24 protein-coding genes are annotated in these 25,950 nt (G+C 37.7%); 15 read left to right on the top strand and 9 right to left on the bottom strand.

All coding sequences use genetic code 11. The annotated features are described in order from the left end of the window. The first annotated feature begins 267 nt into the window (after positions 1 to 267). Complete coding sequence (locus tag QNJ66_RS06185; RefSeq protein WP_300504052.1) at positions 268 to 1,917, top strand: DUF3352 domain-containing protein; 1,650 nt, start codon at positions 268 to 270, stop codon at positions 1,915 to 1,917. Positions 1,918 to 1,920: 3 nt separating this feature from the next. Here QNJ66_RS06185 and QNJ66_RS06180 read toward each other — a convergent pair whose 3' ends face one another. Beyond that, entirely contained in the window at positions 1,921 to 2,505 is a 585-nt protein-coding gene (locus QNJ66_RS06180; protein ID WP_300504049.1) for a rhomboid family intramembrane serine protease, read from the bottom strand. Positions 2,506 to 2,644: 139 nt separating this feature from the next. Between QNJ66_RS06180 and QNJ66_RS06175 the strand changes: the two genes are divergently transcribed. The 4 genes from QNJ66_RS06175 (at position 2,645) to QNJ66_RS06160 (ending at position 4,622) form a co-directional block, all read left to right on the top strand. After that, the gene (locus QNJ66_RS06175) at positions 2,645 to 2,797 is read left to right on the top strand and encodes a hypothetical protein (RefSeq protein WP_300504047.1); all 153 of its coding nucleotides are present in this window, start codon (positions 2,645 to 2,647) and stop codon (positions 2,795 to 2,797) included. A gap of 248 nt (positions 2,798 to 3,045) precedes the next feature. Further along, a complete protein-coding gene (folB, locus tag QNJ66_RS06170) occupies positions 3,046 to 3,405 on the top strand; it encodes a dihydroneopterin aldolase (protein WP_300504045.1) in 360 nt (119 codons plus the stop codon). A gap of 386 nt (positions 3,406 to 3,791) precedes the next feature. Then, the gene (locus QNJ66_RS06165) at positions 3,792 to 3,986 is read left to right on the top strand and encodes a hypothetical protein (protein WP_300504044.1); all 195 of its coding nucleotides are present in this window, start codon (positions 3,792 to 3,794) and stop codon (positions 3,984 to 3,986) included. A gap of 27 nt (positions 3,987 to 4,013) precedes the next feature. Further along, the gene (locus QNJ66_RS06160) at positions 4,014 to 4,622 is read left to right on the top strand and encodes a DUF3318 domain-containing protein (RefSeq protein ID WP_300504042.1); all 609 of its coding nucleotides are present in this window, start codon (positions 4,014 to 4,016) and stop codon (positions 4,620 to 4,622) included. 92 nt (positions 4,623 to 4,714) lie between these two features. On the opposite strand, the gene QNJ66_RS06155 is transcribed toward QNJ66_RS06160, so the two are convergent. Then, positions 4,715 to 6,193: an aminotransferase class I/II-fold pyridoxal phosphate-dependent enzyme gene (locus tag QNJ66_RS06155; RefSeq protein WP_300504040.1), complete on the bottom strand. Its 1,479-nt coding sequence runs from the start codon at positions 6,191 to 6,193 to the stop codon at positions 4,715 to 4,717. Positions 6,194 to 6,533: 340 nt separating this feature from the next. On the opposite strand from QNJ66_RS06155, the gene QNJ66_RS06150 reads away from it, so the two are divergent. Next, entirely contained in the window at positions 6,534 to 7,247 is a 714-nt protein-coding gene (locus tag QNJ66_RS06150) for a response regulator transcription factor (RefSeq protein WP_300504038.1), read from the top strand. Between the two features lie 147 nt (positions 7,248 to 7,394). On the opposite strand, the gene QNJ66_RS06145 is transcribed toward QNJ66_RS06150, so the two are convergent. Continuing rightward, positions 7,395 to 8,270: a CbiQ family ECF transporter T component gene (locus QNJ66_RS06145; protein ID WP_300504036.1), complete on the bottom strand. Its 876-nt coding sequence runs from the start codon at positions 8,268 to 8,270 to the stop codon at positions 7,395 to 7,397. Positions 8,271 to 8,412: 142 nt separating this feature from the next. Here QNJ66_RS06145 and QNJ66_RS06140 point away from each other — a divergent pair, with 142 nt between their 5' ends. Further along, positions 8,413 to 10,050 carry a DUF655 domain-containing protein gene (locus tag QNJ66_RS06140; protein ID WP_300504034.1) on the top strand — a complete coding sequence of 546 codons (1,638 nt, stop codon included), beginning with the start codon at positions 8,413 to 8,415 and terminating at the stop codon, positions 10,048 to 10,050. Positions 10,051 to 10,143: 93 nt separating this feature from the next. Here QNJ66_RS06140 and QNJ66_RS06135 read toward each other — a convergent pair whose 3' ends face one another. Continuing rightward, on the bottom strand, positions 10,144 to 11,508 hold the full coding sequence (locus QNJ66_RS06135) for a cytochrome P450 (RefSeq protein WP_300504032.1): 1,365 nt from the start codon (positions 11,506 to 11,508) through the stop codon (positions 10,144 to 10,146). A gap of 204 nt (positions 11,509 to 11,712) precedes the next feature. Beyond that, positions 11,713 to 12,786: a magnesium-protoporphyrin IX monomethyl ester (oxidative) cyclase gene (gene acsF, locus QNJ66_RS06130; RefSeq protein ID WP_300504030.1), complete on the bottom strand. Its 1,074-nt coding sequence runs from the start codon at positions 12,784 to 12,786 to the stop codon at positions 11,713 to 11,715. A gap of 145 nt (positions 12,787 to 12,931) precedes the next feature. On the opposite strand from acsF, the gene QNJ66_RS06125 reads away from it, so the two are divergent. Continuing rightward, positions 12,932 to 13,522: a methyltransferase domain-containing protein gene (locus tag QNJ66_RS06125; RefSeq protein WP_300504028.1), complete on the top strand. Its 591-nt coding sequence runs from the start codon at positions 12,932 to 12,934 to the stop codon at positions 13,520 to 13,522. A gap of 104 nt (positions 13,523 to 13,626) precedes the next feature. On the opposite strand, the gene QNJ66_RS06120 is transcribed toward QNJ66_RS06125, so the two are convergent. Beyond that, on the bottom strand, positions 13,627 to 14,619 hold the full coding sequence (locus QNJ66_RS06120; RefSeq protein ID WP_300504026.1) for a zinc ABC transporter substrate-binding protein: 993 nt from the start codon (positions 14,617 to 14,619) through the stop codon (positions 13,627 to 13,629). Positions 14,620 to 14,878: 259 nt separating this feature from the next. Between QNJ66_RS06120 and QNJ66_RS06115 the strand changes: the two genes are divergently transcribed. Beyond that, positions 14,879 to 15,598 carry a metal ABC transporter ATP-binding protein gene (locus tag QNJ66_RS06115; protein WP_300504024.1) on the top strand — a complete coding sequence of 240 codons (720 nt, stop codon included), beginning with the start codon at positions 14,879 to 14,881 and terminating at the stop codon, positions 15,596 to 15,598. 44 nt (positions 15,599 to 15,642) lie between these two features. Next, positions 15,643 to 16,518 (top strand): metal ABC transporter permease, encoded by an 876-nt coding sequence (locus tag QNJ66_RS06110; RefSeq protein ID WP_300504022.1) that lies wholly within the window; start codon positions 15,643 to 15,645, stop codon positions 16,516 to 16,518. 235 nt (positions 16,519 to 16,753) lie between these two features. On the opposite strand, the gene menC is transcribed toward QNJ66_RS06110, so the two are convergent. Both menC and QNJ66_RS06100 read right to left on the bottom strand, forming a co-directional pair. Next, on the bottom strand, positions 16,754 to 17,848 hold the full coding sequence (menC, locus tag QNJ66_RS06105) for an o-succinylbenzoate synthase (RefSeq protein WP_300504021.1): 1,095 nt from the start codon (positions 17,846 to 17,848) through the stop codon (positions 16,754 to 16,756). Positions 17,849 to 17,858: 10 nt separating this feature from the next. Continuing rightward, positions 17,859 to 18,311 carry a hydrogenase maturation protease gene (locus QNJ66_RS06100; protein WP_300504019.1) on the bottom strand — a complete coding sequence of 151 codons (453 nt, stop codon included), beginning with the start codon at positions 18,309 to 18,311 and terminating at the stop codon, positions 17,859 to 17,861. A 126-nt stretch (positions 18,312 to 18,437) separates the two neighbouring features. Between QNJ66_RS06100 and QNJ66_RS06095 the strand changes: the two genes are divergently transcribed. After that, positions 18,438 to 18,896: a hypothetical protein gene (locus QNJ66_RS06095; RefSeq protein WP_300504017.1), complete on the top strand. Its 459-nt coding sequence runs from the start codon at positions 18,438 to 18,440 to the stop codon at positions 18,894 to 18,896. A gap of 352 nt (positions 18,897 to 19,248) precedes the next feature. Here QNJ66_RS06095 and QNJ66_RS06090 read toward each other — a convergent pair whose 3' ends face one another. Further along, complete coding sequence (locus QNJ66_RS06090) at positions 19,249 to 19,452, bottom strand: transposase (protein ID WP_300504055.1); 204 nt, start codon at positions 19,450 to 19,452, stop codon at positions 19,249 to 19,251. Between the two features lie 282 nt (positions 19,453 to 19,734). Between QNJ66_RS06090 and QNJ66_RS06085 the strand changes: the two genes are divergently transcribed. The 4 genes from QNJ66_RS06085 (at position 19,735) to QNJ66_RS06070 (ending at position 25,909) form a co-directional block, all read left to right on the top strand. Beyond that, positions 19,735 to 20,940 (top strand): response regulator, encoded by a 1,206-nt coding sequence (locus QNJ66_RS06085; RefSeq protein ID WP_300504016.1) that lies wholly within the window; start codon positions 19,735 to 19,737, stop codon positions 20,938 to 20,940. A 145-nt stretch (positions 20,941 to 21,085) separates the two neighbouring features. Continuing rightward, positions 21,086 to 21,448, top strand: a complete 363-nt coding sequence (locus QNJ66_RS06080) for a response regulator (RefSeq protein WP_300504014.1) — start codon at positions 21,086 to 21,088, stop codon at positions 21,446 to 21,448. A 21-nt stretch (positions 21,449 to 21,469) separates the two neighbouring features. Beyond that, on the top strand, positions 21,470 to 22,027 hold the full coding sequence (locus QNJ66_RS06075; protein ID WP_300504012.1) for a chemotaxis protein CheW: 558 nt from the start codon (positions 21,470 to 21,472) through the stop codon (positions 22,025 to 22,027). A 438-nt stretch (positions 22,028 to 22,465) separates the two neighbouring features. After that, positions 22,466 to 25,909, top strand: coding sequence for a methyl-accepting chemotaxis protein (locus tag QNJ66_RS06070; RefSeq protein WP_300504010.1), 3,444 nt, complete (start codon positions 22,466 to 22,468; stop codon positions 25,907 to 25,909). Positions 25,910 to 25,950: the final 41 nt, after the last annotated feature.

Below are 25,950 nucleotides of genomic sequence, written 5' to 3'. Positions count from 1 at the left end.
AATATAGCAATAGACAGGCTAGTTAGGACACATAAATTATATTTTAAGGGAACAGGGAACAGGGAACAGGGAACAGAAAAATGTCCTAATAGCTTTGGCGACTGCTATAATTAACAAAGCATCAATTATTACGATTTTGCGGCTTATTTTTTAAAAAATCTTTTATTATTTTAATTGATTATAATTGATGCTTAGAGTAATAATTATTAGACTTTGTTGATATTAGATGATTAATTATAATAAAGATAATGAATACGGATAAAATTTATGTCAACTAATAATAAATCAGGTTGTGGTTTCTTTCCTCTGGTTGGAGCAACCGCTATAATAGCAGCAGGAAGCGCGGGAGCTTATTATTATTTTCAAGGGGAATTACCCTTTTTTGCCAATCAAAGTATAACCCCTCTAGTGGCAGCAGAAGTGATCCCGGAATCAGCGTTTGCCAGTGGTTATTTATCTACCAATGAGAAAGCTTGGCAACAGTTATGGAATTATGGCACTCCTGAAGTTAAAAAAGAGATTGAAACCCGTCTTGAGGAATTGGACCAAGAAATATTTTCTGAGAACAATATTTCCTTTGCCAAAGATATTCAACCTTGGATAGATGGAATTACAATTGCTTTTCTTCCTCCTCGAAAATCATCACCGTTGCCTGAAGATGTACAACCTTTAATAGTTATTGGTGTTCAAAATAAACTCAAAGCTAAGCGATTTTTTGACAAACTACAAATAGAAGGAGACTTAACTCTAGAAACGAGAGAATATCAAAACATTACCATTACCAAAGCACAAAATTATTCAGGTGATAATTTTAGCTTTGCTCTATTAGGAAATCGTTTAGTGTTAGCTGAAAAAGATTATACAATTGAAACAGCTATTGATAGTTTTCAAGGTGCTGCTTCTTATGCAGATAAACCCACAGCGAGAAAACTGTTAAAACAACCACTATCGGTAGACAATTCTCTGTTTAATATTTATATTCCTAATTATGGAAAAACAGTTGAACAATTTTTAGAAAATACAGATCAACCTATTCCAGAAACTAGCTTGAAGCAATTAGAAGAAGTAGAGTCAATTGTGGTGGGAATAGGTGCAGAAAAACAGGGATTACACTTACAAGCGATCGCTAATCTTGACCCTGATAAAACTGATGCAAAACTGAAGCCAGTTAAAGGCAATATCTTAGGAGAATTTCCTGGAAAAACCTTCTTATTAGCCCATGGACAAGGAATCAATGAAGGATGGAATCAATTAGTAGAAATGGGTCGAGAAGATCAAGATGTTAATAGTTTAGTCAGAGAGATTCGTAGCGGGTTCCGTCAAATAAAATTAGATGTAGATCGAGACCTTTTTAACTGGATGGATGGAGAGTTTGGATTCGGATTTATTGAGTTAGATCGGGGTGGAATTGCTAACTTCGGATTAGGAGGAATGATTCTCTTAGAAACCAACGATCGCTCAACAGCTAGTAATACCCTAGAAAAGTTTACTGAATTTTCTCAAAGTAATGCTAGTTTTGATGTAAACGAGAAAAATGTTAAGGGGACTAAAGTAGTTGAATGGATAGTTCCTGGTCAAGGGGTTGTCTTATCTCATGGGTGGTTGAATAAGCGAAATTTGATGGTAACTTTGGGAACATCTTTTGAAGTTGTGAAAGAATCAAATAAACAAGAAAGTTTGCTCAAGAATCCCAACTTTAAAGAAATTAAATCCTCATTACCTTCTCAAAATTTAGGCTATTTTTACCTTGATTTTGAACAACTGAATCAACAGTTAGAAGGTTTACCGAGTGGAACCATTCCCCCAGAAAGTAAACTAATTTTAGAGTCGATTAAAGGGTTAGGAATGACGATTAGTTCTCCCAATGATTCTACCAGTCAATTCGATGCTGTTTTGTCCATCGATTCCGGTTTATAAGGACTAACGCGTTTTTTTAGTGGGGATTAATTTAGCTGCCAAAATCCCACCTAAAAAGCCAAATAAATGGCCTTGCCAAGAAATTCCTCGTGCTGAGGGTAATACTCCTAAGACTAATTCACCGTAAAGAAAAGCGACTAAAACAGACAGAAAAATGGAGGGCCAATTACGCTGAAAATAACCCCTTAGTAACAAAAATCCTAAGTAACCAAAAATCAAAATACTGGCACCAATATGAATAGAAGTGGGTGCAGCAAATAGCCAGACTCCTAACCCTCCGACTAACATGGTTAATGCAGTAACAATCCAGAAATCGTTGGTTTCTTGCAGCATAACTAACCATCCCAACACCAGAAAAGGGACAGTGTTACCGATCAAATGGGGTAAACCTCCATGTAAAAATGGGGCAAATAAAATACCTCGTAAACCGATTAAACTTTGGGGTTTAATTCCATATTGATTTAACCTTCCTTGTAAAATAAAGATGTCAATTAGTTCGGTAATCCAAAAAATACTGACAAAACTGCCTAAAATAGTAACTTGTTTTTTTATTTCACGGGAAAGATCATTATTTGGTGAACGACTCATAAGATTTATAGTAGAATTATGCTATTAACAATAATAACGATTGAATCATTGTTTTGTCTAAATTTTTGATGTAATGCTCCAAGGTATTTTAAAGAATTATCATTACAAAACGTAGGGTGGGCAAACATTGTCACTTGTTATGTTAATTAGTCAAGTCAAGATAATTGCCCACCAAGCAGCCATTATTCATAAGTTGGGGAAAAATGCGATCGCTTATTTTAGGTGGCCAATGATATCTCTATTTTATATTGAGCGAGTAGGGTCGGGAAATGGGTTAATTTATTTGATTTAATGCCAATTTCCTAAAGTAGGGGTTAAAGGCCGTTAACCCCTACAATATAAACTCATGTAGTCTAAGTTGATGAAAATGGTATGGTAAACTATAAAATTAACTGATAATCATTGCCCACCATTCTTATTAGTTATTAGGTGGGTTAGGTGGGCAAGATATCTATATTCTAGATTAATTCATCTAAATCCTGGCTTTGCCCACCCTACTATTATTTAACTTCTACTACGATGAAAGTAACAAATACTCAAATGGATTTTATCGAAGTAACTGGGATTCGTTGTTACGGTTATACAGGTTATTTACCCGAAGAACAAGTTTTGGGCCAATGGTTTGAGGTAGATTTAACTTTAGGTGTGGATTTAAGCGATGCTGGTACGAGTGATAATCTCGATGATACCTCAGACTATCGAGAGGCGATCTCTATTGTTAAAAATCATATTCAAACAACAAAAGTTGCTCTAATTGAAAGATTGACAGAAATTATCGCTCAAGAAATTCTTACCTTACCAAATCTCAATCAAGTAAGGGTGAGATTAACTAAAGTAGCTCCTCCTATTCCTGATTTTGCTGGTAAAATTACTATTGATATTACTCGCAGCAAAAGTTAATGATTAATTTTCTCAATATTAAAAAATATTAATTGATGATATTAGTTGAACTGATTTAGGGAAAACTGGGTGTATTTACTAGTTTAAAATATCGTTTAGACTAATAGTTTTCCATAGCAAATAGTAACAATTTTTCAATCTATTAACAACTTTAACCTTGCTATATTAAGCATTGTAGGAACTTTGAAAAGTTATTATTGGTATCAATCCCAGAAAATACTTAGTATACGTAGATTTTTGCAGAATATTCCGTGTTTTTCACCAAGCAAAATATAGCTTAAATCTGTCACATTGATAATAGAAAGGTTGTCGAATAATGATGGACAATAATTCTAAAACAGCACTTAATTGTTGAACTTTAAAAATTAATTAGGGATTTAGTAACAATGAGATCATCAATGAACTTATGGCGTTTTAAACAGATGGGAATTGCTATTTGGACGTATCTGAATCAACCTTTATTTGATCCTAATAAACCTATGGTTTGGGAAATGAGACGTTTCTGGTATTTATACAAAATTCAACTCTTAGAAAAGTGTTTTCTGAAAGACGGTACGTCTCAAACCAATTATACTCAATAATAGAGTAAGGGTTTTGGCCGTTTTTTTATGAGTATTGATGCTGAGATTAGCCGTTTATTAGATATTATGCCTGCTTCTGGGAGAATGTTAACTAAGATTGTTAGTCAACCCCAGCAGTCAAAAGTCATTGATGCACCATTTTCACCTCCTTGGAATCGAGAAGGCCGTCCTATTTATATCAACTTTGATTTATGGCGACGGCTACCAAGAGGTCAGCGAGATTTATTGATATTAAGGGCGACAAGTTTGTTAATTAATATTCGTTGGTTTAAACCAGATATTAATCAATTAATTGTCTTAGCTGGAAGTATCGGATTAATAGTAGAAACAGGTCAAGGTGATGCACTAGGAATGTTAGTTGCAGGAGGTTTAACAGCTATTTCAGTAAGACAAATTTGGCGAGATAATCGCAGTATTCAAAGAGAATTAGATACAGATGAAGCTGCTATTAAAGTTGCTTTAAGACGAGGTTATACAGAGGTAGAAGCTGCCCAAAATCTTCTGCAAGGCATAGAAAATGCTGCTAAAATAGAAGGACGTTCTATTTTAAATTTTACTGAATTAATTCGCAGTCAACATCTCAAATCTTTAGCTAATCTTTCTAGTATTGATGTTCCTGAAAAAATTGATTTTTAATTAAAAATAGTTTAGTTATTCAGCCGTGAGCGTTAAACTAAGAGATAAATGGACAATATTGTGTTGATCAAGTAAGCTGATATCTGAGATGCCTACATAACAACATTAATTTTGTTTAAATTAGTATCAGTACATCCAGTAATCATACCTCCTAATTGTTGTATTTTCTTTAAATAGGCAATCGCTTCACTGGTTATCATTTCTCCTGGCATTAATATGGGGATTCCAGGGGGATAAGGACAAATTAATTCACCGCTTATTTTACCGATACTTTGTTCAATTTTGACTGCTTTTTTAGTAGCAAAAAAGGCATCTCGGGGGGATAATTTTAGAGGAGATGGGTTAAGTAGATGAGAGGCTGAAGATAACTGAGTATCAGGAGATGAGGAAAAAGAATCACTGAGGGTTTGAAAAGCATTAATTAGCTGATTAATATCCTGTTTTGTGTTGCCAATGGACATAACAAAAGCTAAATGAGATAACATTGGTAATTCAGCAGTAACTTGTAATTTTTCGCGAAAAATATCATCAACTTCTAACCCACTTATTCCTAAACCAGTAACATTAACCGTCAACCGGGTAATATCTAAATTATGAAATCCTGGCCGTCTTTCTGTTAATTCTAAGACTGCTAAGTTATTAATTTTCTTGATGTTTTCAACAGCTAGTTGTGCTAACTCAATAGTTTGAGTTAATAATCTTTCTCCCTGTAACGCCATTTGTTGCCTAGCCCCATCTAAAGAAGCTAATAATAAATAGCTGGGACTGGTAGACTGGACTAACTGTAAAGCTTGACTAATTTTCTCGGGATTAATGCGATCACCCTGTAAATGTAGCATAGAAGCCTGAGTCATCGCCCCTAATACCTTATGGGTCGATTGTACAGTTAAGTCTGCCCCCACGGACAAAGCAGAAGGGGGTAAGTTCCCATGAAAGTTAAAATGCGCCCCATGTGCCTCATCCACCAGTAACGGGACATTGTAACGCCGAGTAATAGCAACCAGAGATCGAATGTCGCCACAAACGCCGTGATAGGTGGGGTAAACCAACAAAACAGCTTTTACATCAGAATTCTCTTTTAACGCTGCTTCTAGAGCCTCTGGGGTAATGCTCAGAGCAATATCCCATCTAGAATCATATTCAGGATTAAGAAAAATCGGAACCGCCCCAGAGACAATTAAGCCCATAATGACAGATTGATGAGCATTACGGGGTACAATGATTTTATCTCCAGGGTTACAAGTTGCCGCAATAGCAGCAATAATCCCACAGGTTGACCCGTTGACCAGAAACCAAGTCTGATCAGCCCCAAAAGCTTCAGATGCTAAAGTTTGGGCTTTGGCCATGGCCTCATCCGGGGCAAACAGGCTTCCCAATTCTGGTAATTCTGGTATGTCGGCTTGAAACACTGCCTCCCCTAACAAATGCCGTAACGGATGACTAATTCCTTGTCCCCGTTTATGGCCAGGAACATAAAAAGCAGCATCGGGTTTGTTTTTTAAGGTGTTTAAAACATCAATGAGTGGTGTGGTGTCTTGACGATACAAAAAAGAGTCTGATGATTTGGTCATTAACTAAAATAAATCAACGGCTATGTTTCACCTTAATGTCGCAAGGAGGCTGACGCTATAGGAATGTTAGCGAGAGAGAGGAAAGGGGGCCGTAATGGTTTATATAATGAATTTCCTCCTGTCTCTTCGTCAAACTTTAAGGATAATTTTTCTGCCAAAATGGGTGGTTAACTATTTTGCTTTCACCAGATTATTTTACTCACATTGAGAGCTAAAAATCATAAAATTTTGCTTTAAATTTCTTGCGTGTGAGTAGTATCATGAACAATTAAATCCTTATTAATATAATCCCCAACCTTTTTGACTTATGACTGTTAATATCCCTTACTTACAAACGTCTATGGAACTTAATTCTCCTCAATATAAAATCCTAATTGTTGATGATGATCCTGCGGTTTGCCAGTTAATTTCAAGATTTTTTAGCTACAACAACTATGAGATTAAAGCTGCTGCTGATGCCAGAACCGCTAGAGAACTTTTTCAATATTTTAACCCTGATTTGGCTATTTTAGATGTTAATTTACCAGATGAAAGTGGTTTTAATCTCTGTAAAGAAATCCGTGCAACCGGAACTTTAGTGCTGATGTTAACCTGTATGACGGATACAAATTATGTTTTAGAAGGGTTTGAACAGGGGGCTGATGATTATTTAACTAAACCGTTTAATTTAGAAATTCTTAAAGCCAAGATCGCTGCTTTATTAAAACGTAGTAGTGGTAAAGAACTCAGTCTTAATACACCCAATAACTCTTTTACTATTAAGGGATTAACTATTAATCCAAATCGATGTGAAGTGACTCTCAATGATAAAGTTTTACCCTTAACAACTTTGGAGTTTGAATTATTATATTTTTTGGCAACCCATCCTAACCGAGTTTGGGAAAGAAGCGATCTAATTTCTGCTGTTTGGGGTAATAATCGTGAGGTAGGAGTTGAAAGAAAAGTAGATGTTCATATTGGTCAAATTCGTAAAAAAATTAATGATCTTCATGGCCAAATTATTAAAACTGTTCGAGGAAAAGGTTATCTATTTGAACATTCTGAAACTGATTGATTTTTAATCTGGAAGTATTCTGTTATCAGCTATCGGCTTAAAAATAAGGGAAAAATAAGGAAGATATTCTCTAAAGAGACTTTAGAGAATTACATAAATACCTACCGCTTTTACCCTTTAGTTTAATGCCGAATACTTAGCATATTTTTACATATTTCCCCACATCAATCGTCCATACCAAAAAATGATTAATAATCCTAATGCTAACCAATCTTCTCCTATTAAACGTAATTGATGCCAGTCTACTTGGTGTTGGTTAGGAGTAAGAAAACCCCTAACTTCCATCGCGATCGCAATTTCTTCGGCCCGCATTAGTAGGTTTTCAAATAATTTTTCTACTACAACTAACCAAACTTGTAAACTTTTTTTGATGCCTAATTTTTTCCAATTAATTGCCCGAGTGCGAATTGATCTTATCAAATTTTGAACTTCTTCTAACACTAAAGCAATGAACCTTAAAGACAAGGTTAAGGTTAATAAAATTTCCGTAATAGGTATTTTAAAGCGACGTAAGGGAGATAATAAATTATCTAATCCGGCGGTAATTTCTTCGGGGGCAGTGGTTAGTAAATATAAATTTGTGCTATAAATTAAAATAAAAATTAAGGTGCTAATTCTTATGCCTAATTCTAGAGAACGACGGGTTATAAATAATCTACCTTCATCTATTAAAACATAGCTATAATTGGTGGGTTGAGGCAAGGATAAATCACTTTCAGGTAGTCTCGGTTGAGATGAAACTGCTAACCCATCAGGGGATAAAGTGGTAAGAATAAGTATGAGGAAGCTTAGGATTAATAACCATCCCATTTGTTGTTTCCAAACCCTCAAAGGAATTTGTGCAATTAAGGTGAGAATCATTAATAATCCTACCAAAACTAATCGCCATTCTGGTGTGGATAAAATCGGGGCTAAAAGAAATGATAATAACCAGGCTAACTTAACTCTGGGATCGAGTTTATGTAACCAAGTGAAAGGGTTTTCTAAATAGAGTCCGATGGGCAGCGATCGCAATAAATCCATAGTTGATATTTTATTTGAGTTTAATTTCTCAATTTTTTAGAGAGTATTAATTTTATTATCCCATAAGAGACAGACCACTTTTTTGTTAATATAATTAGTTCAACAGTTTAGCGTTTAGACATAATGCCTAATCTTGTCTCTTATGAAAAGATTTTATCAGAAAAGTTTACAATTTGTTTGCTTATTATTATGGGTATTTTTGGCATTAGTTGCTTGTGATAATTCTCTGAAAAATGAGCGATCGCAGCCCCTTCCCCAAGATCCTTTTATTGAGGTCTATTTTAACCTAAATCAAGCCAAAGGTGCTGATTATAGTGATCCTTATCGTAACATTGAGCGTCCTGGGGACAATTTAGAAAATATTATTATTAATAGCATCAATTCTGCTGAATCGACTATTGATATTGCTGTGCAAGAGTTTCGTCTTCCTAATATTGCAAAAGCTTTGGTTAAACAAGCAGAAAAAGGCATCAAGGTTAGGATTATTTTAGAGAATACTTATAACCGTCATCTGGCTAATTTTTCTCCAGAAATAGTTCGTCAGATGGAACCACGAGAAAAACAAAGATATGAGCAGTATATTGATTTTATTGATCTTAATGATGACCAGATATTAAGTAACAAAGAACTTGCAGAAAGGGATATTTTCACTATTTTAAATCAAGATGAAATTTCCATTATTGATGATACAGAAGATGGCTCAAAAGGAACAGGTTTAATGCACCATAAATTTATTATTATTGATGGTAAAGTTATGATTATAAGTTCAGCTAATTTTACTTTAAGTGGAGTTCATGGAGATTTTAATAATGAGTCAACTAGAGGGAATGCTAATAATTTGTTAAAAATAAAATCATCGGAATTAGCGCAACTTTTTACAGAAGAGTTTAACTTAATGTGGGGAGATGGTAAAGGCGGAAAAAAAGATAGTCAATTTGGGATCAATAAATTAAAGCGATCGCAAAAAACTATTAACATAGGAGAATCAGAAGTGACGGTTAAATTTTCTCCTGATTCCTCAAAAAAAGATTGGCAACTAACTACTAATGGATTCATTGGTAGTGTCTTAAATAATGCTCAAAGTTCGATTAATTTAGCTTTGTTTGTTTTTAGTGACCAAAAGATAGCTAATACTTTAGAGAGCAAAAATAATCAAGGTGTAAATATTAAAGCATTAATCGATCCAGACTTTATTTTTCGTTCTTATAGCGAAGGTTTAGATATGTTAGGGGTTGCTTTGAGTAATAACTGTCAGTATGAAAGAGATAATAAACCCTGGAAAGAAAAGATTAATACGGTTGGGGTTGCGAACCTTCCTCAAGGAGATAAATTGCATCATAAATTTGCTATTATTGATGATAATATTATTATTACAGGGTCTCATAATTGGTCAGCATCAGCTAATTATAAAAATGACGAAACTTTGTTAATAATCAAAAATCCTGTTATTACAAAGCATTATCAACAGGAATTTGAAAGATTATACAATAATTCTACTTTGGGAATCCCTGAATATATCAATAACAAAATTCAACAAGATATTAAAAAATGCCCTAGCTTATTAACACAAGGAAAACAAGAAAATGCAACAAAAATTATTAATTTAAACACCGCTAATTTAGCAGAATTAGAAACATTGCCAGGAATTGGGAAATCCCTGGCAGAAAGAATTATTGAGACTCGTCAGACTCAACCTTTTACTTCTTTAGAAGACTTAACAAGAGTAAAGGGAATTGGAAAAAGTAAGATTAAAAAACTAGAAGGAAAAGTAAGCTGGTGAGATTTTTCCTTCCTCAGAATGACACTTATATTATTCTGAGAAAGGATAGTCAAAGATACACAGAATATAATATCCTAACTAATTTTTTAACTGCTATATAATCTGCATTTTCACGCCTCCTTGAGGACTGGTAGTAAACCCTCTTCTAACCGGTAAAATAGGTTGAGAATTAACTAACTTTAAGTTAACCTGTTTCAAAACCGTTGCTAAGACTAATTTCATCTCATATAATGCTAACGCATAACCCAAACAACGGCGATTACTTCCACCAAAAGGTATAAATTCATAGGGGGAAAATTGACGTTCTAAAAAGCGTTCTGGTTTAAATTCTTTGGAGTTGGGATAAATATCAGGATGATGATGAACTAGAGAAATACAAGGGCCTAAAGACATTCCTTTTTCTAGGGAATAACCCATAAATTCCCAAGATGTTTTAAGAGTTCTATTAAAGGCAAATAAGGCGATAGGATAAATTCTTAAAGTTTCAGAAACAACTGCACTTAAATAAGGCAGTTTAGCTATTTCCATCGGATCGCTATCAACATTAATTGTATCTAATTCATCTTTGAGATTATGATAAATTGAGGGATGAAAATGAAGCCAATAAAATGCCCAAGCTAAGGCAGAAGAGGTTGTTTCATGACCAGCAAATAACATAGTCATTAGTTCACCCATCACCTCATTCTTACTAAGATGTTCGCCTTGTTCATCGGTTACTGATAATAGTAAACTCAGGATATCTTCTCCCTCTGTTGCTGTTCCTCGTTTATCAATTTCTTGACTTAGTAACTCATAAACCTGATCTCTCTGATAAATAAAATTTCCCCAAGGACTCCACTTACCCCAATTTTTTTGTAAAGCAGGTATAAATAAAGTAGTCGTGTAAACAGGAGAATTGAATAAGTCTAAATAGCGAGTTAATTGTTGTCTTAATTGTTGATATTTGTTTCCTTCATTAATGCCAAAAACAGCTTGAAGAATCACACTTAATGTAATTTCTTGTGCCGCTTCTCTCATCAAAAAAATATCATCTTTCTGCCAGCGATCTATGATAGACTGAGTAATATTTGTAATAATCTCTCCATAACTTTGTAACCGTTGACCATGAAACGATGGCATTAACAACTTGCGCCGTTTTTTATGAGGTTCCCCATCTAATTGTAAAATGGATTGATCCCCTAATAAGGGTTGAATAGCTTTGTTAGAACTTCCTGTCTCAAATAAGTCAGGATCAGCCGTAAATAAGCTTTCAACCCCTTCTGAATTGCCAATAATAATAAAAGGGGGAAAACCAGCAAAACTAGGAGAATAATAAATATCTCCGTAGCGATCGCGATACCTTTCTAAAGTAGGTATAGGACGAAAAATAAGATTAAAAATAGCTTGTAAACCGTAACGTTTAATCCCTGGAGGTAATGCTAATTTTTTGTTCTCTGTAGCTTTAATAGTTGCTGTCATCAGATTCTTCCTCACATTTTGTTTAAATTCTGTCGTTAACGACGGGGTCTTATTCATATTTTTCCCCTCTCAGTTACTCCATGAGGTTAGGGAACAGGGAATCAACAGAATATTGGAGCATATAATGATTAATATAGCAAAAAAAAAAGAAAGCCTGCACACACAAGCTTTCAAGATTAATTTGAGGTTATGATTGATTTAACTCTATCTAACAGTTCCCCGTAAAGCTTCAGCATCAATGGGTTTGATTAGATAAACACGGAATAAATCTCCCACAATACCAGCAATTAAAGGTAGTTTACGTAAGGTTTTCACGAATTTAGGAGCTTTACTTTCTCCTATTTCTTTCATCTTCAAATTACGCTGAGAACAACGTTGTAAACGAGGATAAAATTCAGGGTGATCTACGTCCAAGACACTAGGAAAAGCTCTAGCTGAGGTTTCATTGGTTTTACGGATCACTTCTTTATCAAATTCCGTTGCGTTTAACCCTAAAGACTCATAAAAACTAGCTCTTTCATGAACAGTTAAAGTATGGGTTGCAAACACAGATAAGAGGAAAAAGCGACTCCATAAACGAGCTTTCCAGGTTTTCCAAAGTTTGGGTTGAGAACGCAATAAAGCCGTAAAAATATCACCATGACGGTTCTCATCTTGACACCAATTTTCAAATTTTTTGAAAATTGGATAAAACTGCTTTTCTGGATGTTTTTCTAAGTGATGGAAGATGATAATATAACGCCAGTAACCAATTTTTTCAGAAAGATAAACCGTATAAATAACCCATTCTAAAGGGAAGAAAGTATAGGTACGGGTTTTTGTAACCTTTCCTAAATCTAAGGATAGGTTAAAGTCAGACATGGCTTTGTTTAAAAAACCTGCATGACGAGCTTCGTCTCTGGCCATTAACTGGAACATTTCCGATAAAATAGGATTGCGGCCTTTGAGTTTTCTAGACAATTCTTTGAAGAGTAAAAAGCCAGAAAATTCAGAAATACAAGACCGTTCTAAATACTCAATAAATCCTTCTTTTGTGGTTTCATCTAAATGATCCCAGTTACCGGTTTTAAACTCTTCATCTCGCATAAAATGATGACGGTTGTAGTCGTTGCGCATTTCCGTCAACATGGCGTTTAACTCGGTTTCCTGTTCTGTTAGAGATAGGTTAGCCGCAGTTTCAAAGTCTGTGATATAAAAGCGAGGAGTGAGGAGAGTTTCTTTCGCAGGTGCTTTTGTTCCTGGTTTCGGTTGATCGGGTTTAACAGGAGTTTTAACCATAACCATTGCTATATAACTGGATAGTTATATTTTCCAATGCTGAGGTAATTTTGTCTATGGTTGTTCGCAAAACTTTAGATTTTGTCACCAAATGTCTGTTAAATTCAAAATAAACCCAGGTAAAATTGTTAACGTTTGAGGAAAAATGGGACTAGAAATTATCAAACAATGGCCTTGGTTAGCTCGCTTAATGCTTCCCCTTTGGCAGTGGGATGCTCGTCAGAAATTTAAGCGATTAGAACCGTGGTTAAACCGTCAAGATTTAATCTTAGAGTTAGGGAGTGGCTTAGGCACAATTGCTCATTATTTCCAGTTACAAGGATTTAAAATTGTTCCCCTCGATATCCAAAATTTTAGTCTCTTTTCTCAGGTCAATCCCATTATTTATGAGGGTCAAAAAATTCCCTTTGAAAATAAAACTTTCTCTAGTGTTTTACTTCTTACCGTCCTACATCATACCATAGATGTAGTTTCTGTTCTCTCCGAAGCTAAACGAGTCGGTCAAAAAATTATAATTATCGAGGATATTTATGACAATAAGCTCCAACAATATTTAACTTATGCTGTTGATAGTTTAGTCAATTTTGAATTCTTAGAACATCCTCATAATAATCGAACTGATGAAGAATGGCAAAACCTTTTTAAACGTCTAAAACTTAAGTTAATTTATACAGAAAATTATTCATTTTTGTTTTTGTTTAAACAGGTTATTTATGTCCTAGAAACTGACGAATAAATGGGAGTATTTTATTTGAGTAAGCAGCAAGAAATTACTAACAGCTATGTGGAAAGAATCCCCCGTTAAACTGTGTAGGGGTTAACGAGGGAATATATCATATATCACTCGAACTCCGAACAGGTACCCCCCAGTCCGTTCACGATGGTACAGGTGTTGTAAACCAGCATGCCTTGATAGGTTCCAGAGGGAGTGTCCTTTTCCCCAATACCGTCAGCAATCAGCACATCTTCTGAAATAGTCACCCCTGCCTCATTGGCAACAGTTTGCAGTACCTTGTCGTTGGCGGTTAGTTCTGCAAACAGCACGGGAACGCCAATGGTCTTAATCCCTTCGGATAGTGACTTAACCTGGGCGGCTGTGGGTTGTTCATCCGTTGAGACTCCCAACAGGGTACCTTCCACCTTCAGACCATAGGCTCTGGCGTAATAGCTCATAGCGTCGTGGGTGGTAATCAGGCGGCGTTTATTTTCTGGAATAGTGGCAATCTGTTCCGGAATCCAGGCGTTCAACTGTTCTAACTTATTGGTGAGGGCATCTGCATTGCTGGCGTAGGTTTCGGCATTGTCGGGGTCAATTTCAACCAGGGTTTGCTCGATTAGCTCTACCATGCGGGTGCCGTTTTCCACGTCATGCCAAACATGGGGGTCGGGTTCCACTTCCCCTTCTTCCTCAATTTCAATCACGTCCTGAACGGCTTCATCGTGTACGGCAACTTTGGGAGCAGGGGTGGTAGTCGCTTCTGCCATCTCAATAATCGACGGTTCAAAATTCATCCCCCCATAGAACACAGCATCCGCCTGCTCGATGGCCTGTCGGTCAGATGACTTGGCTTCATAGGTGTGTGGATCTTGGTCATAACTTATCAGGCAGTCGGGTTCAAACACCCCCTTTGCAACTTGCTCCACCATGTCGCAAATGACGCTGTAGGAGGCGACGACTTTTATGGTTTCACCATCACCTTCCGTTGCTTCTGTGGAGGTGGTCGTTTCGGGAGTGCTACCACAGGCGGCTAAACCAGCTACAAGAGCTAAAGCGGCGAAAGTGCTGGCAAAACGGGGCCTTGACTGAAAGAAAAAACTCATAGGATTTTGCAAATATATTTGGGTATCTAATTGAGAAATAATCTCACTATAGTTTAAATCATGATTATGGATATTTTAATAAATTGTTTCTAAAAAAAAGATAAAGAAATTAAGCAGCACAGATTATGAAACACTACCTGAAAATAGTGAGTGTTTCATTTATATTGCTGACGAGAAAGCCGTTGCTTTTTAAGAAAGATTTGCAATATACTTATTTCATGCTTGCATCATTTTCTGTTCATTTTCTATTCACTTTTCTCGGAGGCAGACTATGCTGCTCGTTCAAAACTTGTCCGTGAGTTACCGCAGTTTTACAGCACTCAACAATGTCAGTTGTACTTTCGATGCGGGCCAATTGGTGGGCATCTTTGGCCCAAACGGGGGGGGTAAAAGCACCTTGGTGAAGGCTATGCTGGGCTTGATTAAGTCGGCCACGGGGACCGCCCTATTAAAAGGGAAGCCTCTGACAGAGCAGCTTTCCCAGGTTGCCTATGTACCCCAGCGATCGCAAATTGATTGGGACTATCCAATTACTGTTTGGAATGTGGCCATGATGGGCTGCACCCAGAAAACCGGGCTGTTCCGTCGTCCTAGTCGCCAGTCGCGCGAACTGGTTAAGGCGGCACTACAACGGGTTGGTATGTATGAATACCGCGATCGCAGCCTTAGCAACCTGTCCGGTGGGCAGCAGCAGCGAGTATTTTTGGCCCGGGCCCTGGCGCAAGAAGCCGAACTCCTAATTTTGGATGAACCCTTCAACGGAGTGGACCAGAAAACAGAGTCCATCATGTTTGACATTTTTAGCGAGCTTAAGGCCCAGTCGAAAATTTTGTTCGTCATCAGCCATGACCTCAGCGAAACTCTGGATCACTACGATCAGCTACTATTGCTGAATAAGCGGGTCATCGCCCAGGGACCGCGCCAAGAAGTAATGACGAAAGACAACTTGCTGGCAGCCTACGATGCCCCGGTGTGGTCTATTACTGCATAAGGTCTCGCGTGTTTAATTTAGTAGATAAAAGGGAGTGTATTGGTTTGAACTGGTTAATTGAGCCGTTGGGCTTTGAATTCATGCGTAATGCCCTGACAATGGGAGTAATGCTGGGGGTTTTGTGCGCCGTAGTGGGCAGCTATATGATCGTGCAACAGATGAGCATGATGGGTGATATGATTGCTCACTCTGTCCTGGCCGGGTTGCCGGTGGCTCTGGTTCTGGGGTTGCCCCTATCGTTGGGGGCGCTGGTAGCAGGGGTGGTCAGTGCCGTCGTGCTGGCTGGCATTGAGTCCCAATCCCGGCTCAAGATGGATTCCGTGATGGCGTTGATCTTGGCATCATTTCTGGCGATCGGTACAACCCTGGTAACGGTGCTGCCAGGAGCCAACCGCATCGATGTGATTCATGTGTTGTTTGGCGATATCCTGGGGGTCAACCGGGGCGATCTGATGCTGACTTTTGGCGTGACGTTAATCATTTTGATCTGTGTATGCCTGTTTTACAAAGAGCTTTTGTTTTACACCTTTGACCCCATTGGGGCGCAAGCGGGTGGTCTACAGGTGCGCTGGTATTACCTCGGCATCGTCACCGCCATTAGTCTGACCATAGTTGCTAGTCTGCAAACTGTGGGGGTGTTACTGGTGATTGCCATGCTTGTGTCCCCTGGAATGACGGCTTATCTACTGGTGAAAGAGCTACACCAGATGATGATTTTGGGCGGCTGTCTGGGGGCATTTGCCAGCATTGCCGGAATGTATTTGAGCTTCTATCTGGACATTCCTTCGGGTTCGGCCATTGTTTTGGTGGCCTTTGGGCTGTTTCTGCTGGCTTTCCTCTTTAGCCCATCTCAGGGAATTTTGACGCAATCAGATTTCGTTAAAGACATCCTTCTGAAGTCGTCTAAAGGCTCAAGTTGAACCTCGACTCGCCACGGTTATATTAGCAGCTATACATCTGTTGGTTGGCGATTACGCCAAAGATTGGTTGAATTATGCGATCGGGACGGTTTTGATTCCCATCGCTATAAGTTTGCGGAATTAGGTTTTTTATTATCATCCTAACAGAAACTTGGGCAAAAATTTAATTTTCACTACTTATGATACACTACCTAATTTTTCGCTTTTTTAAAATTAAATTGGTGTTCGACTGAGACTATATAATTGTCTTTGAGGAAACTGTATAATGTCTCAATTTATCTTCATTTACCTCAAAGTCACTTAAAAAATGAGGAACTTTTATTGTTCCATTTTCTGGCAGACATTTATGAGTAACAATGTCATCAATATAGTCATTAGTATTTAATGCAGCAGGATAAATAAAGTTGTCTAAAGTGGCAAGAGAAAGGGTAAAAAATGCTCCTATAGATGACTCTAACATTCCCCCAGACCAAACTCCAATATTATTTTTTTGACATAAATCGTGTATTTTTTTTGCTTCTGTTAGTCCCCCAACTCTTCCAGGTTTAAGATTAATAATTTGACAAGCATTTAGTTTAATAGCTTTGCGAGTATCTTCTAAGGATAAAATACTTTCATCGAGGCAAATAGGGGTTTCAATCTGTTTTTGTAGTTCTGCATGATCAATAATATCATCCCAACCTAAAGGCTGTTCTATCATCATTAAGTTAAAGTTATCTAGGGTTTTTAATAAGTCTATATCTTGTAAAGTGTAAGCGCAGTTTGCATCAGCAAGCAAAGGAATATCGGGAAACTTATTTCTAATAATTTCTAGGGGTTGAATGTCCCAATCTGGTTTGATTTTGAGTTTAATTCTCTTATAACCTTGTTCGATTCTTAAACTAATTTCTTCTAAGAGTTTATTTTTATCTTTTGTAATACCAACTGCGCCACCTATTTGAATCTCTTTAATTTTTCCTCCTAATAGTTTCCATAAAGGTGTTTTAAGTTGTTGTGAATACAGATCCCATAAGGCGGTTTCTACGGCTGTTTTTGCAAAATTATAACCTTTTATATGAGATAAAAATTGATGAAATTCACTAGGAGAATTGATAGTTTTACCAAGAATTTGAGGAAGAATTAAATCTTTTAAGACAATATAGGAAGTGTCAGTATATTCGGGTAAATAAAAAGGAAAAGGTAAAGTTGATGCTTCACCATAACCAGATAAATTATAAGTAGATAGTTTAACTATAATACTTCTTTTTTGATTCATTTCACCGTAGCTAGTTTGATAACTTTTGATGAAAGGTAATTCAAATAAAAAAAGTTCTGCACTTTCGATAATCATGAATAATAAATTATTTGGTTGATAAAATATCTTTGATTTTTTCTAAGGTGAGATTAACATATTTTTGGCTAATTGGTGATAATTCTTCACTAAAATTAAAGTTTATAGCAGGAACTAAGATCCAATAAGCTTGAGGTACTTTTTGATATATAGCTTGGGTTAAAGATAATAATTGTTCGGGGTTATTATGGTGGGCTAAATTATTAATTTTTTGCTCAATAGAAATGGTTTTAGTTTCAAGTTTTGCAGTATTGATATCAGTAATGGGAACTGCATCTATAAAAATTACCGTATCCACTTTAGCAATATTTTTCGCTAAGTCTGGGGTGAGTTGATGAACGGCAAAAGATGTTATATTATCAAGGTTCCATTGTTCAATGATTTCTGCTATTTTATAACCAACTCCGTCATCTCCTCTTAGGGTATTACCATAACCAATAATCAGTATTTCGTTTTTTTTCATGATTAATTTAACAATCAACAAGATTATAAAATTTGTGAGCGTAAATATCTCTCATCGGTGATTAATAAAAATCACCTAATTTTAGTTAAACTTTAACACAATACAGATACTAAATTCATCAGCAATATGAATATTAATTTAAGTTTATCAATGAGTTTATTACTATTATTGAATCCTTCTGAATTATCAAAAGTTAAAACTGATTTTCAACCTTTAAATGAAATAGCAATTGTTAATCCTCAACCTAGACAAAAAAGCTATGCAGCAACGGCTCAATTTTGGGGGAGAGTAGCAACTGGTGTTAAACAACCGAGTACCATTACTTTATATCCTAAGCAAGAAAATCGTTTGCTAGTTATCATGATTTTACCACAAAAATGTGGACGTTTTTTTGAAATTGATGATCATAAAATTCAAAAAGTAACTTATAGTTGTCCCGAACAAGAAAAAGATGAATCTGCTGATTATACTAACTGGAAAGTTGAACATAATGTTTTAATGAAAGAAGTCAAAATGATTGCTCCTCCTGCTAATAGTAACCCCTTATATATTAGAAATGAAGCATTTTGGTTGATTAAATATTAATTTAATTTTAAGCTTTTTTAGCCACAATAAATATAGCTTTAGATCAACCAAAAGCCCCTCTAATACCTCTCTCTTTTAAAAAAGATTGGCTTTACTTTTACTTCCAATGTTAGCAAAACCATTAATATTTGAGTTAACTAATTTTTCATTCTTAGTCCGATACAAACCTCTCTTTATTCTCTTTCCTGAAAATTCATAGGTTTCTGGATTATCTGCATTATATTCTGGTCATTTCATTTATCATTTAACATTTATCATTTATCATTAGTTTGGAAGTAGGCTTGAAACCTCTCCCAAACTTCTTTCTCCCTAAAGGGAGAGGCTTGAAACCAAAATGAAAGATGTTCAATGTTCAATGTTCAATGTTTGGTAAGTCTTTAAGAGATTGTAATTTACTTAGCTGCTTATTGTACCATTGGTTTATTGATTTTAGTTTTCGTCCATCCACTAGGAATAACGACCCTTTTGTATCAATCGCTGCTACTAAATTGTTCAGTCCTAAGTCTAAGCTTAAACATGGATCTTTATCTCGATTTTCTACTATTTCCTCCTTAATTTCATAGACAAATTGAGCGACAAAATAACGACCGTTATATTTAGGAATAATCCTAAACTCATGAATCTTTTTCCCCTTTAGGATATGAGGTATTGAGAATTTAAACGCTTTAAATACTTTTCCTGTTTCCTCCCAGAAGGGAAGGATGGGGTATTCTGCCCGACATTAGGGTCAATCATCTGTCAATGCGTCACTCCTACTCACTTCGGAATGTTATTTTTTGGGCAATTAAGGGAACTCTAGAATTGTAACAGTGTGATGACTCACCTTATGCAAAATGTAATGATGACAACTGCCTATCCTCATCAAACCCCAACTTCCATATCAGAATTTACACCATCAAGACAAGCAGGGTTTTTTGATAGCCTCAAACAACCTAGATTTAGTGGTCAACTGGTTTTAACCAATAGCAAACAAGAAACATGGTTCTTTTATTTGTATTTAGGACGAATTATGTATGCCACTGGGGGAAACCATCCCGTGAGACGGTGGAGAAGACATATTGCCCGTTATCTCCCCGAAATTGCCAGTAAATTGTCCTCTTTACAAGTAGACTTAGCCAGGTTAGGGAATCAAGACTTTCGTTTATGTTGGGAATATGAACTGCTGTGTTTGTGGGTAGAACAACAAAAAATTAGTCGCGAACAAGCTGCTAGAATGATTCGCTCAGTAATTATCGAAGTGCTATTTGATATTACCCAAAGCATGGAAGTCACTTGTCAACTCAGACAAGACAACTTGCTCTCTACGCGATTAGTTTTGATCGACGCGGATCAACTAATTAACAAGGCTCAAAAACAGTGGCAAGCTTGGCAAGGAGCAAAAGTCGCCGATCGCTCTCCCAACTCGTCCCCTATTATTCGCCAGGCAGACGAATTACAAAAACGCACCTCTCCCCAAGTTTATCAAACCCTCAAACAACTCCTAGACGGTAATCAAACCCTACGGGATCTCTCCATCCGCATGAAACGAGATGTAGTGACTCTCACCAGTTCTCTCCTGCCATACATACAGATGGGATTAATAGAACTAATAACCATCCAAGACTTATCCCCCCCAGTCTCCCTTCCCCCAACAAACCCCACCGCAACCACTCCAGAGGTTTCCGACGGTCCGTTGATCGCCTGTGTGGATGATAGTCCCTTGATGTGTCAAACCCTAGAAAAAATCTTAGTGGGGGCTAACTACCAATTTTTAGGCATTAACGATCCTCTTAGAGCGATCGCTATTCTGTTAGCCCGTAAACCAGACGTTATTTTCTTAGATTTGGTGATGCCCAACGCCAACGGTTACGAAATTTGTGGACAACTGAGAAAACTCTCCTTTTTCCGTCATACTCCCATTATTATTCTCACAGGAAATGACGGGATTGTGGATCGAGTACGGGCCAAAATGGTGGGTTCAACAGACTTTATGAGTAAACCAGTTAATCCCGACTTAGTTTTAAGTGCCATTCGCAAAAATCTCAAACAAGAAAGTGTTGTCTAAGCATTCGTACCAATTTTTTTGTAATTGTCAATTTTCGGAATTTTATGGGTTAACAATGTTATTTTCCTTAAGTTTAAGGGAAGTCTAAGACTAGGGAATTCTGATCAAACACATTAATCAATCATTAAACGAGGTAAAAATAATCATGGGAACTGCCCTTGTTATCGACGATTCTGTGACAGAAAGAGCAATCATTAGCGGATATTTAAAACTAGCAGGAATTATCCCCCAAATCGCCACCAGTGGCGAAGAAGGACTAGAAAAATTGAATGGGGAACTCCCTGATTTGATAGTTCTCGATGTGATTTTACCCGGACTGAGTGGCTTTGAGATTTGTCGGGAGATCAAAGCCGAAGAACGTACCAGTAAAATTCCCATCATTATGTGTTCCACAAAAGACACAGACGTGGACAAATTTTGGGGTAAACGGCAAGGGGCCGACGCTTATATTCCCAAACCCATAGATCAAGATACATTTTTGAACACCATTCAAGAACTCATCCCCTAAAGTTATCAGGAGTTAGCCATTGTGGTTCAACCTCAATTTTCTCAAACCAACGTTTCAACAACCACCCTAAGCCATCAAAACGCCGAGCAACTAGAGCAATTTTTGCGATTTCGCTTAGTTCCAGACACAACTTTACTGTTGCCCGTCACCCAACTCACCGAAGTGATCACCATTCCCCTGGGTCAAATCGTTCCCATCCCCGAAATGCCCTCTTGGGTTATGGGAGTCTATAACTGGCGAGGAGAAATTCTCTGGATAATCGATTTAGGGGCGTTACTGGGATTAACCCCTTGGCACCAACAACCACAAGTAACCCCTATTTATCGTAGTATTATCCTCCATGCAGGAACACCCGCTCAAAGAGTGCCTAAAGCTCAGCGTCAGCATTTAGGAGCCGTGGTTACTGGCGTTGATGATATTGAATGGTGTAACCCCAATGAAATTCAATCCTCTTTCGACTCAGCTATTAGCTCCAGTTTAGCCCCTTTTCTGCGAGGTTATTGGTTACCAGAAGGTCAAGAAATGTGGGTGGTACTCGAACCAGAAGCAATTCTGGCAGCTATGCCCCAACCCTCTTAATGATTGAACCGACAAGTTAAATATCCATCCTCTTCTATTGTATATAGCACTTATTTTATAAATTCTACACATCGTTTAGGGCTTACGAAGGAAAAAGCTTTTATTAAAAACTTAGCCTAAAAGCCTCTTCATTTATGAAGAATAAAAATAAGAAGAGAATCATTTTTTGAATCTTATTACTTAAGTTAAAAATTTTGACTTTTGACTTGTGAAAACAACCTATTGACAAATTAGTAAAACTCTCTCTCCGTCTCCCAGTCAGTCACTACGGAGTGATTTAGCAGCTTAGCGACCTTAGTTCAATATAAGAAAATTTATAGACAACTGGTCAAAATCAAGAGTCTTAAACCCTGATTATCTCATGGGAAAAACTCCAACTCTTAACTCAGCTTAGCAGTATTCTACCCGTTTATTGATATTCATTTTTTAGTTAATCCCATGACTCAGATTTCTCCTAACCACAATACTGAAGATAATAATAACTATAATGGTTCTGTTGATCAGGCATTTTCTTTAGTAGAAAATCAATCCCCAGATACCTCTAAAACCGAAACCCCCAAGTCTTCCCTGTTGACTATTGAAAGCCAGGTTGAACCCTCCCCTGAACCCCCTAGAGAACCATTTCCAACCATCTCACCCCCTTGGCACCATTGGCCTGTCATGCAATGGTGCCAACGTTTAACCCTACGTTCCAAAAGTATTCTAGCAGCCACGGTCATTGGTATTATGCCAGTTGTTGTGGTCGGTTCTTTAGCCTATAAAATTTCTAGTGACATTCTTTATCATCAAATTGAAGAATCAGAAATTACCCATGTTGAGGCATTGAGTAATCAAGTATCTCGCTTTATGAGCGATCGCTATCTTGATATTCAAGCTTTGGCCACCCTCAACATCTTTACCCAAGCAGAATTAAGAGATAGTCTTTCTGCTCAAGATAAACAAAAAATTTTAGATCGTTATACAGATATTTATCAATTTTATGACAGTATCGCCGTCTTTGATTTACAAGGGGATGTCATTGCCCAATCTCAAGGCACACCTTTAAAAAATCATGGCGATCGTAGTTACTTTCAAGAAGTTCTTAAAACTAAATCCGCTATCATTAGCCAACCCCTCATTTCTACCACCGAGGAAACGTTTAATATTTATTTTTCCGCTCCCATCAAGGATAGTCAAACAGGGAAAATAATTGGGGTCATTCGTTCGCGGATGCCCGTTGAAAACCTAAAAACAGTGATTCAAAAAGGCACTGATCAAGCATCCCATCAACACAAAAAAGATATTTATTTAGTCAATGACAATGAAGAGGTATTTCTAGCCCCTCAAGGAGTAAAAGTCACTTACATCAATAGTGTCTGGCAAGTAGATAAAAGAAGCCAGGAGTCTGAACTAAAAGCTGTCCAAGCCCCCTCTTTATTCTCCATTTATCCTTCTCTTGCCAATCAAAAAAAACCCGGAGTAGCCATGGATAGGGAGCAATTTTTAGCTTTAGCACCCCTTCCCAAAATCGATGGTTTTGGCCACTTAGGATGGAATGGAGTGATTGCTCTAGATAATGCCGAGGTTTTTGGTCCCCAGAGAAAACTCCTCTCCGCCATCTTTTTAGGAACCTTAATCACTGCCGGGTTGGCTGGAACTGCCGCTGTTCTCCTTTCTGAACAAATTATCAGTCCTCTACGCCGTGTTACTCGTGCGGTCAAGAAAATTGGTGAAGGGGACTTAACTGTGGAAATAGAAGCCTCCGGAGATGATGAATTCGGTATTTTAGCCAAAAACGTCAACACCATGAGCCAACGAATTTATGGCTTAGTGGAAAAACAAACCTTCTTCGCACAACAGGCCAACCTCTTAGCAGAAATTGCCGGTACTGTGATTAACGATGGTCAGGAATTAGAAGAAATTTTAGATCGCACTTTGGAACAGTTACGAGAGGTTTTGAAAGTTGATCGAGTGGTGATTTATCAATTTAATCTCGATGGTAGTTCTTTTATTGCTCATGAGTCCGTTGCTTCCGGTTATCCCAGTGCCAAAGAACTGGAAATTAGCGATCGCTGTATTCCCCGAGAAATTATGGAAAAATACCGTCAAGGGCGAGTGCTTGCCACGGATAATGTCCATGAAGCCGGTTTTCATCCCAAACACTATAAACTGATGGAAAAGTTGCAGATTCAAGCTAATTTAGTGGTTCCTGTGATCAAGCAAGGGGATATTTTTGGCCTGTTGATCGCCCATCATTGCCAAGAACCCCATCAATGGCAAGAGCAAGAAATCAACTTTATCCAGCGTGTAGCCGAACAGTTAAACGTTACTATCGACCGCGTTACCCTAGAGGAACAACAAAAACTGGATGCCAGACTCGCTCAAGAGTTACGGAGTATCACCGTGAGCATCGCCACAGCCATCAATACAGAAGAAATTATGGAAGTGGCGGTTCAACAGATGCGTCGTATTCTCAAAAGCGATCGAGTTCTTTTGTATACCTTTGACGAAAAATGGTTAGGAACCATTGTGGCCGAAGATGTGGCCGAGGGTTATCCCCATGCTTTAGATGGGAAAATTATGGACCCTTGTTTTGCCACTAAATTTGTCGATAAATACCTCGATGGTAGGATTCAAGCTACTCCAGACATTTATAACGCCGGATTAACCGAATGTCACCTTAAGGAACTCGAACCCTTTAAAGTCCGTGCTAATTTAGTCGCACCTGTGATTCGTAAAGGGAAATTATTGGGCTTATACATTACCCACCAATGTTCCGGCCCTAGAAACTGGAATAGTCCAGAAATTAGCCTCTTCTCGCAGGTTGCTACTCACATCGGGTTTGCCCTAGAAAGGGCTGATCTCCTCGAAGAACAGAAAAAATCTGAGGAAGAACAAAGAATAGCTAAAGAACAACTGCAAAGACGGGCATTAGAATTGCTGATGGAAGTAGATCCGGTTTCTCAAGGGGATCTCACCATTCGGGCTAAGGTGACAGAAGATGAAATTGGTACTATTGCCGACTCCTATAACGCCACCATCGAAAACCTGAGAAAAATCGTTAACCAGGTACAAAACGCCACCGGACAACTCTCTGAGACAACCGAACAGAACGACTCAGCTATTCGTACCTTATCCCAGGAAGCCTTTGAACAGGCACAGGATATTTCTGCGACCTTAGATAAACTGCAAGTCATGAACGCCTCCATTAGTGCGGTTGCAGCCAACGCAGAATTAGCCGAAGCCACCGTTCAAAAAGCCACTGAAACCGTAGAACAGGGAGAAGAAGCCATGAATCGTACAGTAGACGGAATTATGGCCATTCGTCAGACAGTAGCCGAAACCGCCAAGAAAGTGAAACGGTTAGGAGAGTCCTCCCAGAAAATTTCTAAAGTGGTCAACTTAATTAGTAGTTTTGCCGATCAAACCAACCTACTCGCCCTGAATGCTTCCATTGAGGCAGCACACGCAGGGGAAGAAGGACGAGGTTTTGCTGTAGTTGCCGATGAAGTGCGATCGCTTGCCCGTCAGTCTGCTGAAGCGACAGCCGAAATTGAAACCCTAGTTGCCGATATTCAAGCAGAAACCAATGATGTAGTAGCAGCAATGGAAGCAGGGACAGAACAGGTAGTAACCGGGACAAAATTAGTAGATGAAACCCGTAAAAGTCTCAATCAGATCACTGTAGCGAGTATTCAAATTAGTGAACTGGTCGAAGCTATTACCCGTTCTGCCATTGAACAGTCCCAAACCAGTCAAACGGTGACCCAAACCATGAGTCAAGTGGCAGCCATCTCCGATAAAACCTCCAGCGAAGCAGCCCAAGTTTCCAACTCATTCCGAGAACTCTTAGCCATTGCTCAGTCCTTACAAGAAAGTGTCCGACAGTTCAAAGTTAAGTAGCAACATGAGAAATAGAGAATAAAGAAATTCTAAATTCTCCC

The sequence above is a fragment of the Crocosphaera sp. genome (assembly GCF_030064895.1).
Classification (GTDB): Bacteria; Cyanobacteriota; Cyanobacteriia; order Cyanobacteriales; family Microcystaceae; genus Crocosphaera.
The sequence above is the reverse complement of the archived record's forward strand: the minus strand, read 5'-3'. Positions and strand labels throughout refer to the sequence as shown.

What these genes read in the sequence shown, in the direction of transcription:
- QNJ66_RS06185 (WP_300504052.1), top strand. Translation starts at nt 268, where the DNA reads ATGTCAACTAATAATAAATCAGGTTGTGGTTTCTTTCCTCTGGTTGGA.
- QNJ66_RS06180 (WP_300504049.1), bottom strand. Translation starts at nt 2,505, where the DNA reads ATGAGTCGTTCACCAAATAATGATCTTTCCCGTGAAATAAAAAAACAA.
- QNJ66_RS06175 (WP_300504047.1), top strand. Translation starts at nt 2,645, where the DNA reads ATGTTAATTAGTCAAGTCAAGATAATTGCCCACCAAGCAGCCATTATT.
- folB (WP_300504045.1), top strand. Translation starts at nt 3,046, where the DNA reads ATGGATTTTATCGAAGTAACTGGGATTCGTTGTTACGGTTATACAGGT.
- QNJ66_RS06165 (WP_300504044.1), top strand. Translation starts at nt 3,792, where the DNA reads ATGAGATCATCAATGAACTTATGGCGTTTTAAACAGATGGGAATTGCT.
- QNJ66_RS06160 (WP_300504042.1), top strand. Translation starts at nt 4,014, where the DNA reads ATGAGTATTGATGCTGAGATTAGCCGTTTATTAGATATTATGCCTGCT.
- QNJ66_RS06155 (WP_300504040.1), bottom strand. Translation starts at nt 6,193, where the DNA reads ATGACCAAATCATCAGACTCTTTTTTGTATCGTCAAGACACCACACCA.
- QNJ66_RS06150 (WP_300504038.1), top strand. Translation starts at nt 6,534, where the DNA reads ATGGAACTTAATTCTCCTCAATATAAAATCCTAATTGTTGATGATGAT.
- QNJ66_RS06145 (WP_300504036.1), bottom strand. Translation starts at nt 8,270, where the DNA reads ATGGATTTATTGCGATCGCTGCCCATCGGACTCTATTTAGAAAACCCT.
- QNJ66_RS06140 (WP_300504034.1), top strand. Translation starts at nt 8,413, where the DNA reads ATGAAAAGATTTTATCAGAAAAGTTTACAATTTGTTTGCTTATTATTA.
- QNJ66_RS06135 (WP_300504032.1), bottom strand. Translation starts at nt 11,508, where the DNA reads ATGACAGCAACTATTAAAGCTACAGAGAACAAAAAATTAGCATTACCT.
- acsF (WP_300504030.1), bottom strand. Translation starts at nt 12,786, where the DNA reads ATGGTTAAAACTCCTGTTAAACCCGATCAACCGAAACCAGGAACAAAA.
- QNJ66_RS06125 (WP_300504028.1), top strand. Translation starts at nt 12,932, where the DNA reads ATGGGACTAGAAATTATCAAACAATGGCCTTGGTTAGCTCGCTTAATG.
- QNJ66_RS06115 (WP_300504024.1), top strand. Translation starts at nt 14,879, where the DNA reads ATGCTGCTCGTTCAAAACTTGTCCGTGAGTTACCGCAGTTTTACAGCA.
- menC (WP_300504021.1), bottom strand. Translation starts at nt 17,848, where the DNA reads ATGATTATCGAAAGTGCAGAACTTTTTTTATTTGAATTACCTTTCATC.
- QNJ66_RS06100 (WP_300504019.1), bottom strand. Translation starts at nt 18,311, where the DNA reads ATGAAAAAAAACGAAATACTGATTATTGGTTATGGTAATACCCTAAGA.
- QNJ66_RS06095 (WP_300504017.1), top strand. Translation starts at nt 18,438, where the DNA reads ATGAATATTAATTTAAGTTTATCAATGAGTTTATTACTATTATTGAAT.
- QNJ66_RS06085 (WP_300504016.1), top strand. Translation starts at nt 19,735, where the DNA reads ATGATGACAACTGCCTATCCTCATCAAACCCCAACTTCCATATCAGAA.
- QNJ66_RS06080 (WP_300504014.1), top strand. Translation starts at nt 21,086, where the DNA reads ATGGGAACTGCCCTTGTTATCGACGATTCTGTGACAGAAAGAGCAATC.
- QNJ66_RS06070 (WP_300504010.1), top strand. Translation starts at nt 22,466, where the DNA reads ATGACTCAGATTTCTCCTAACCACAATACTGAAGATAATAATAACTAT.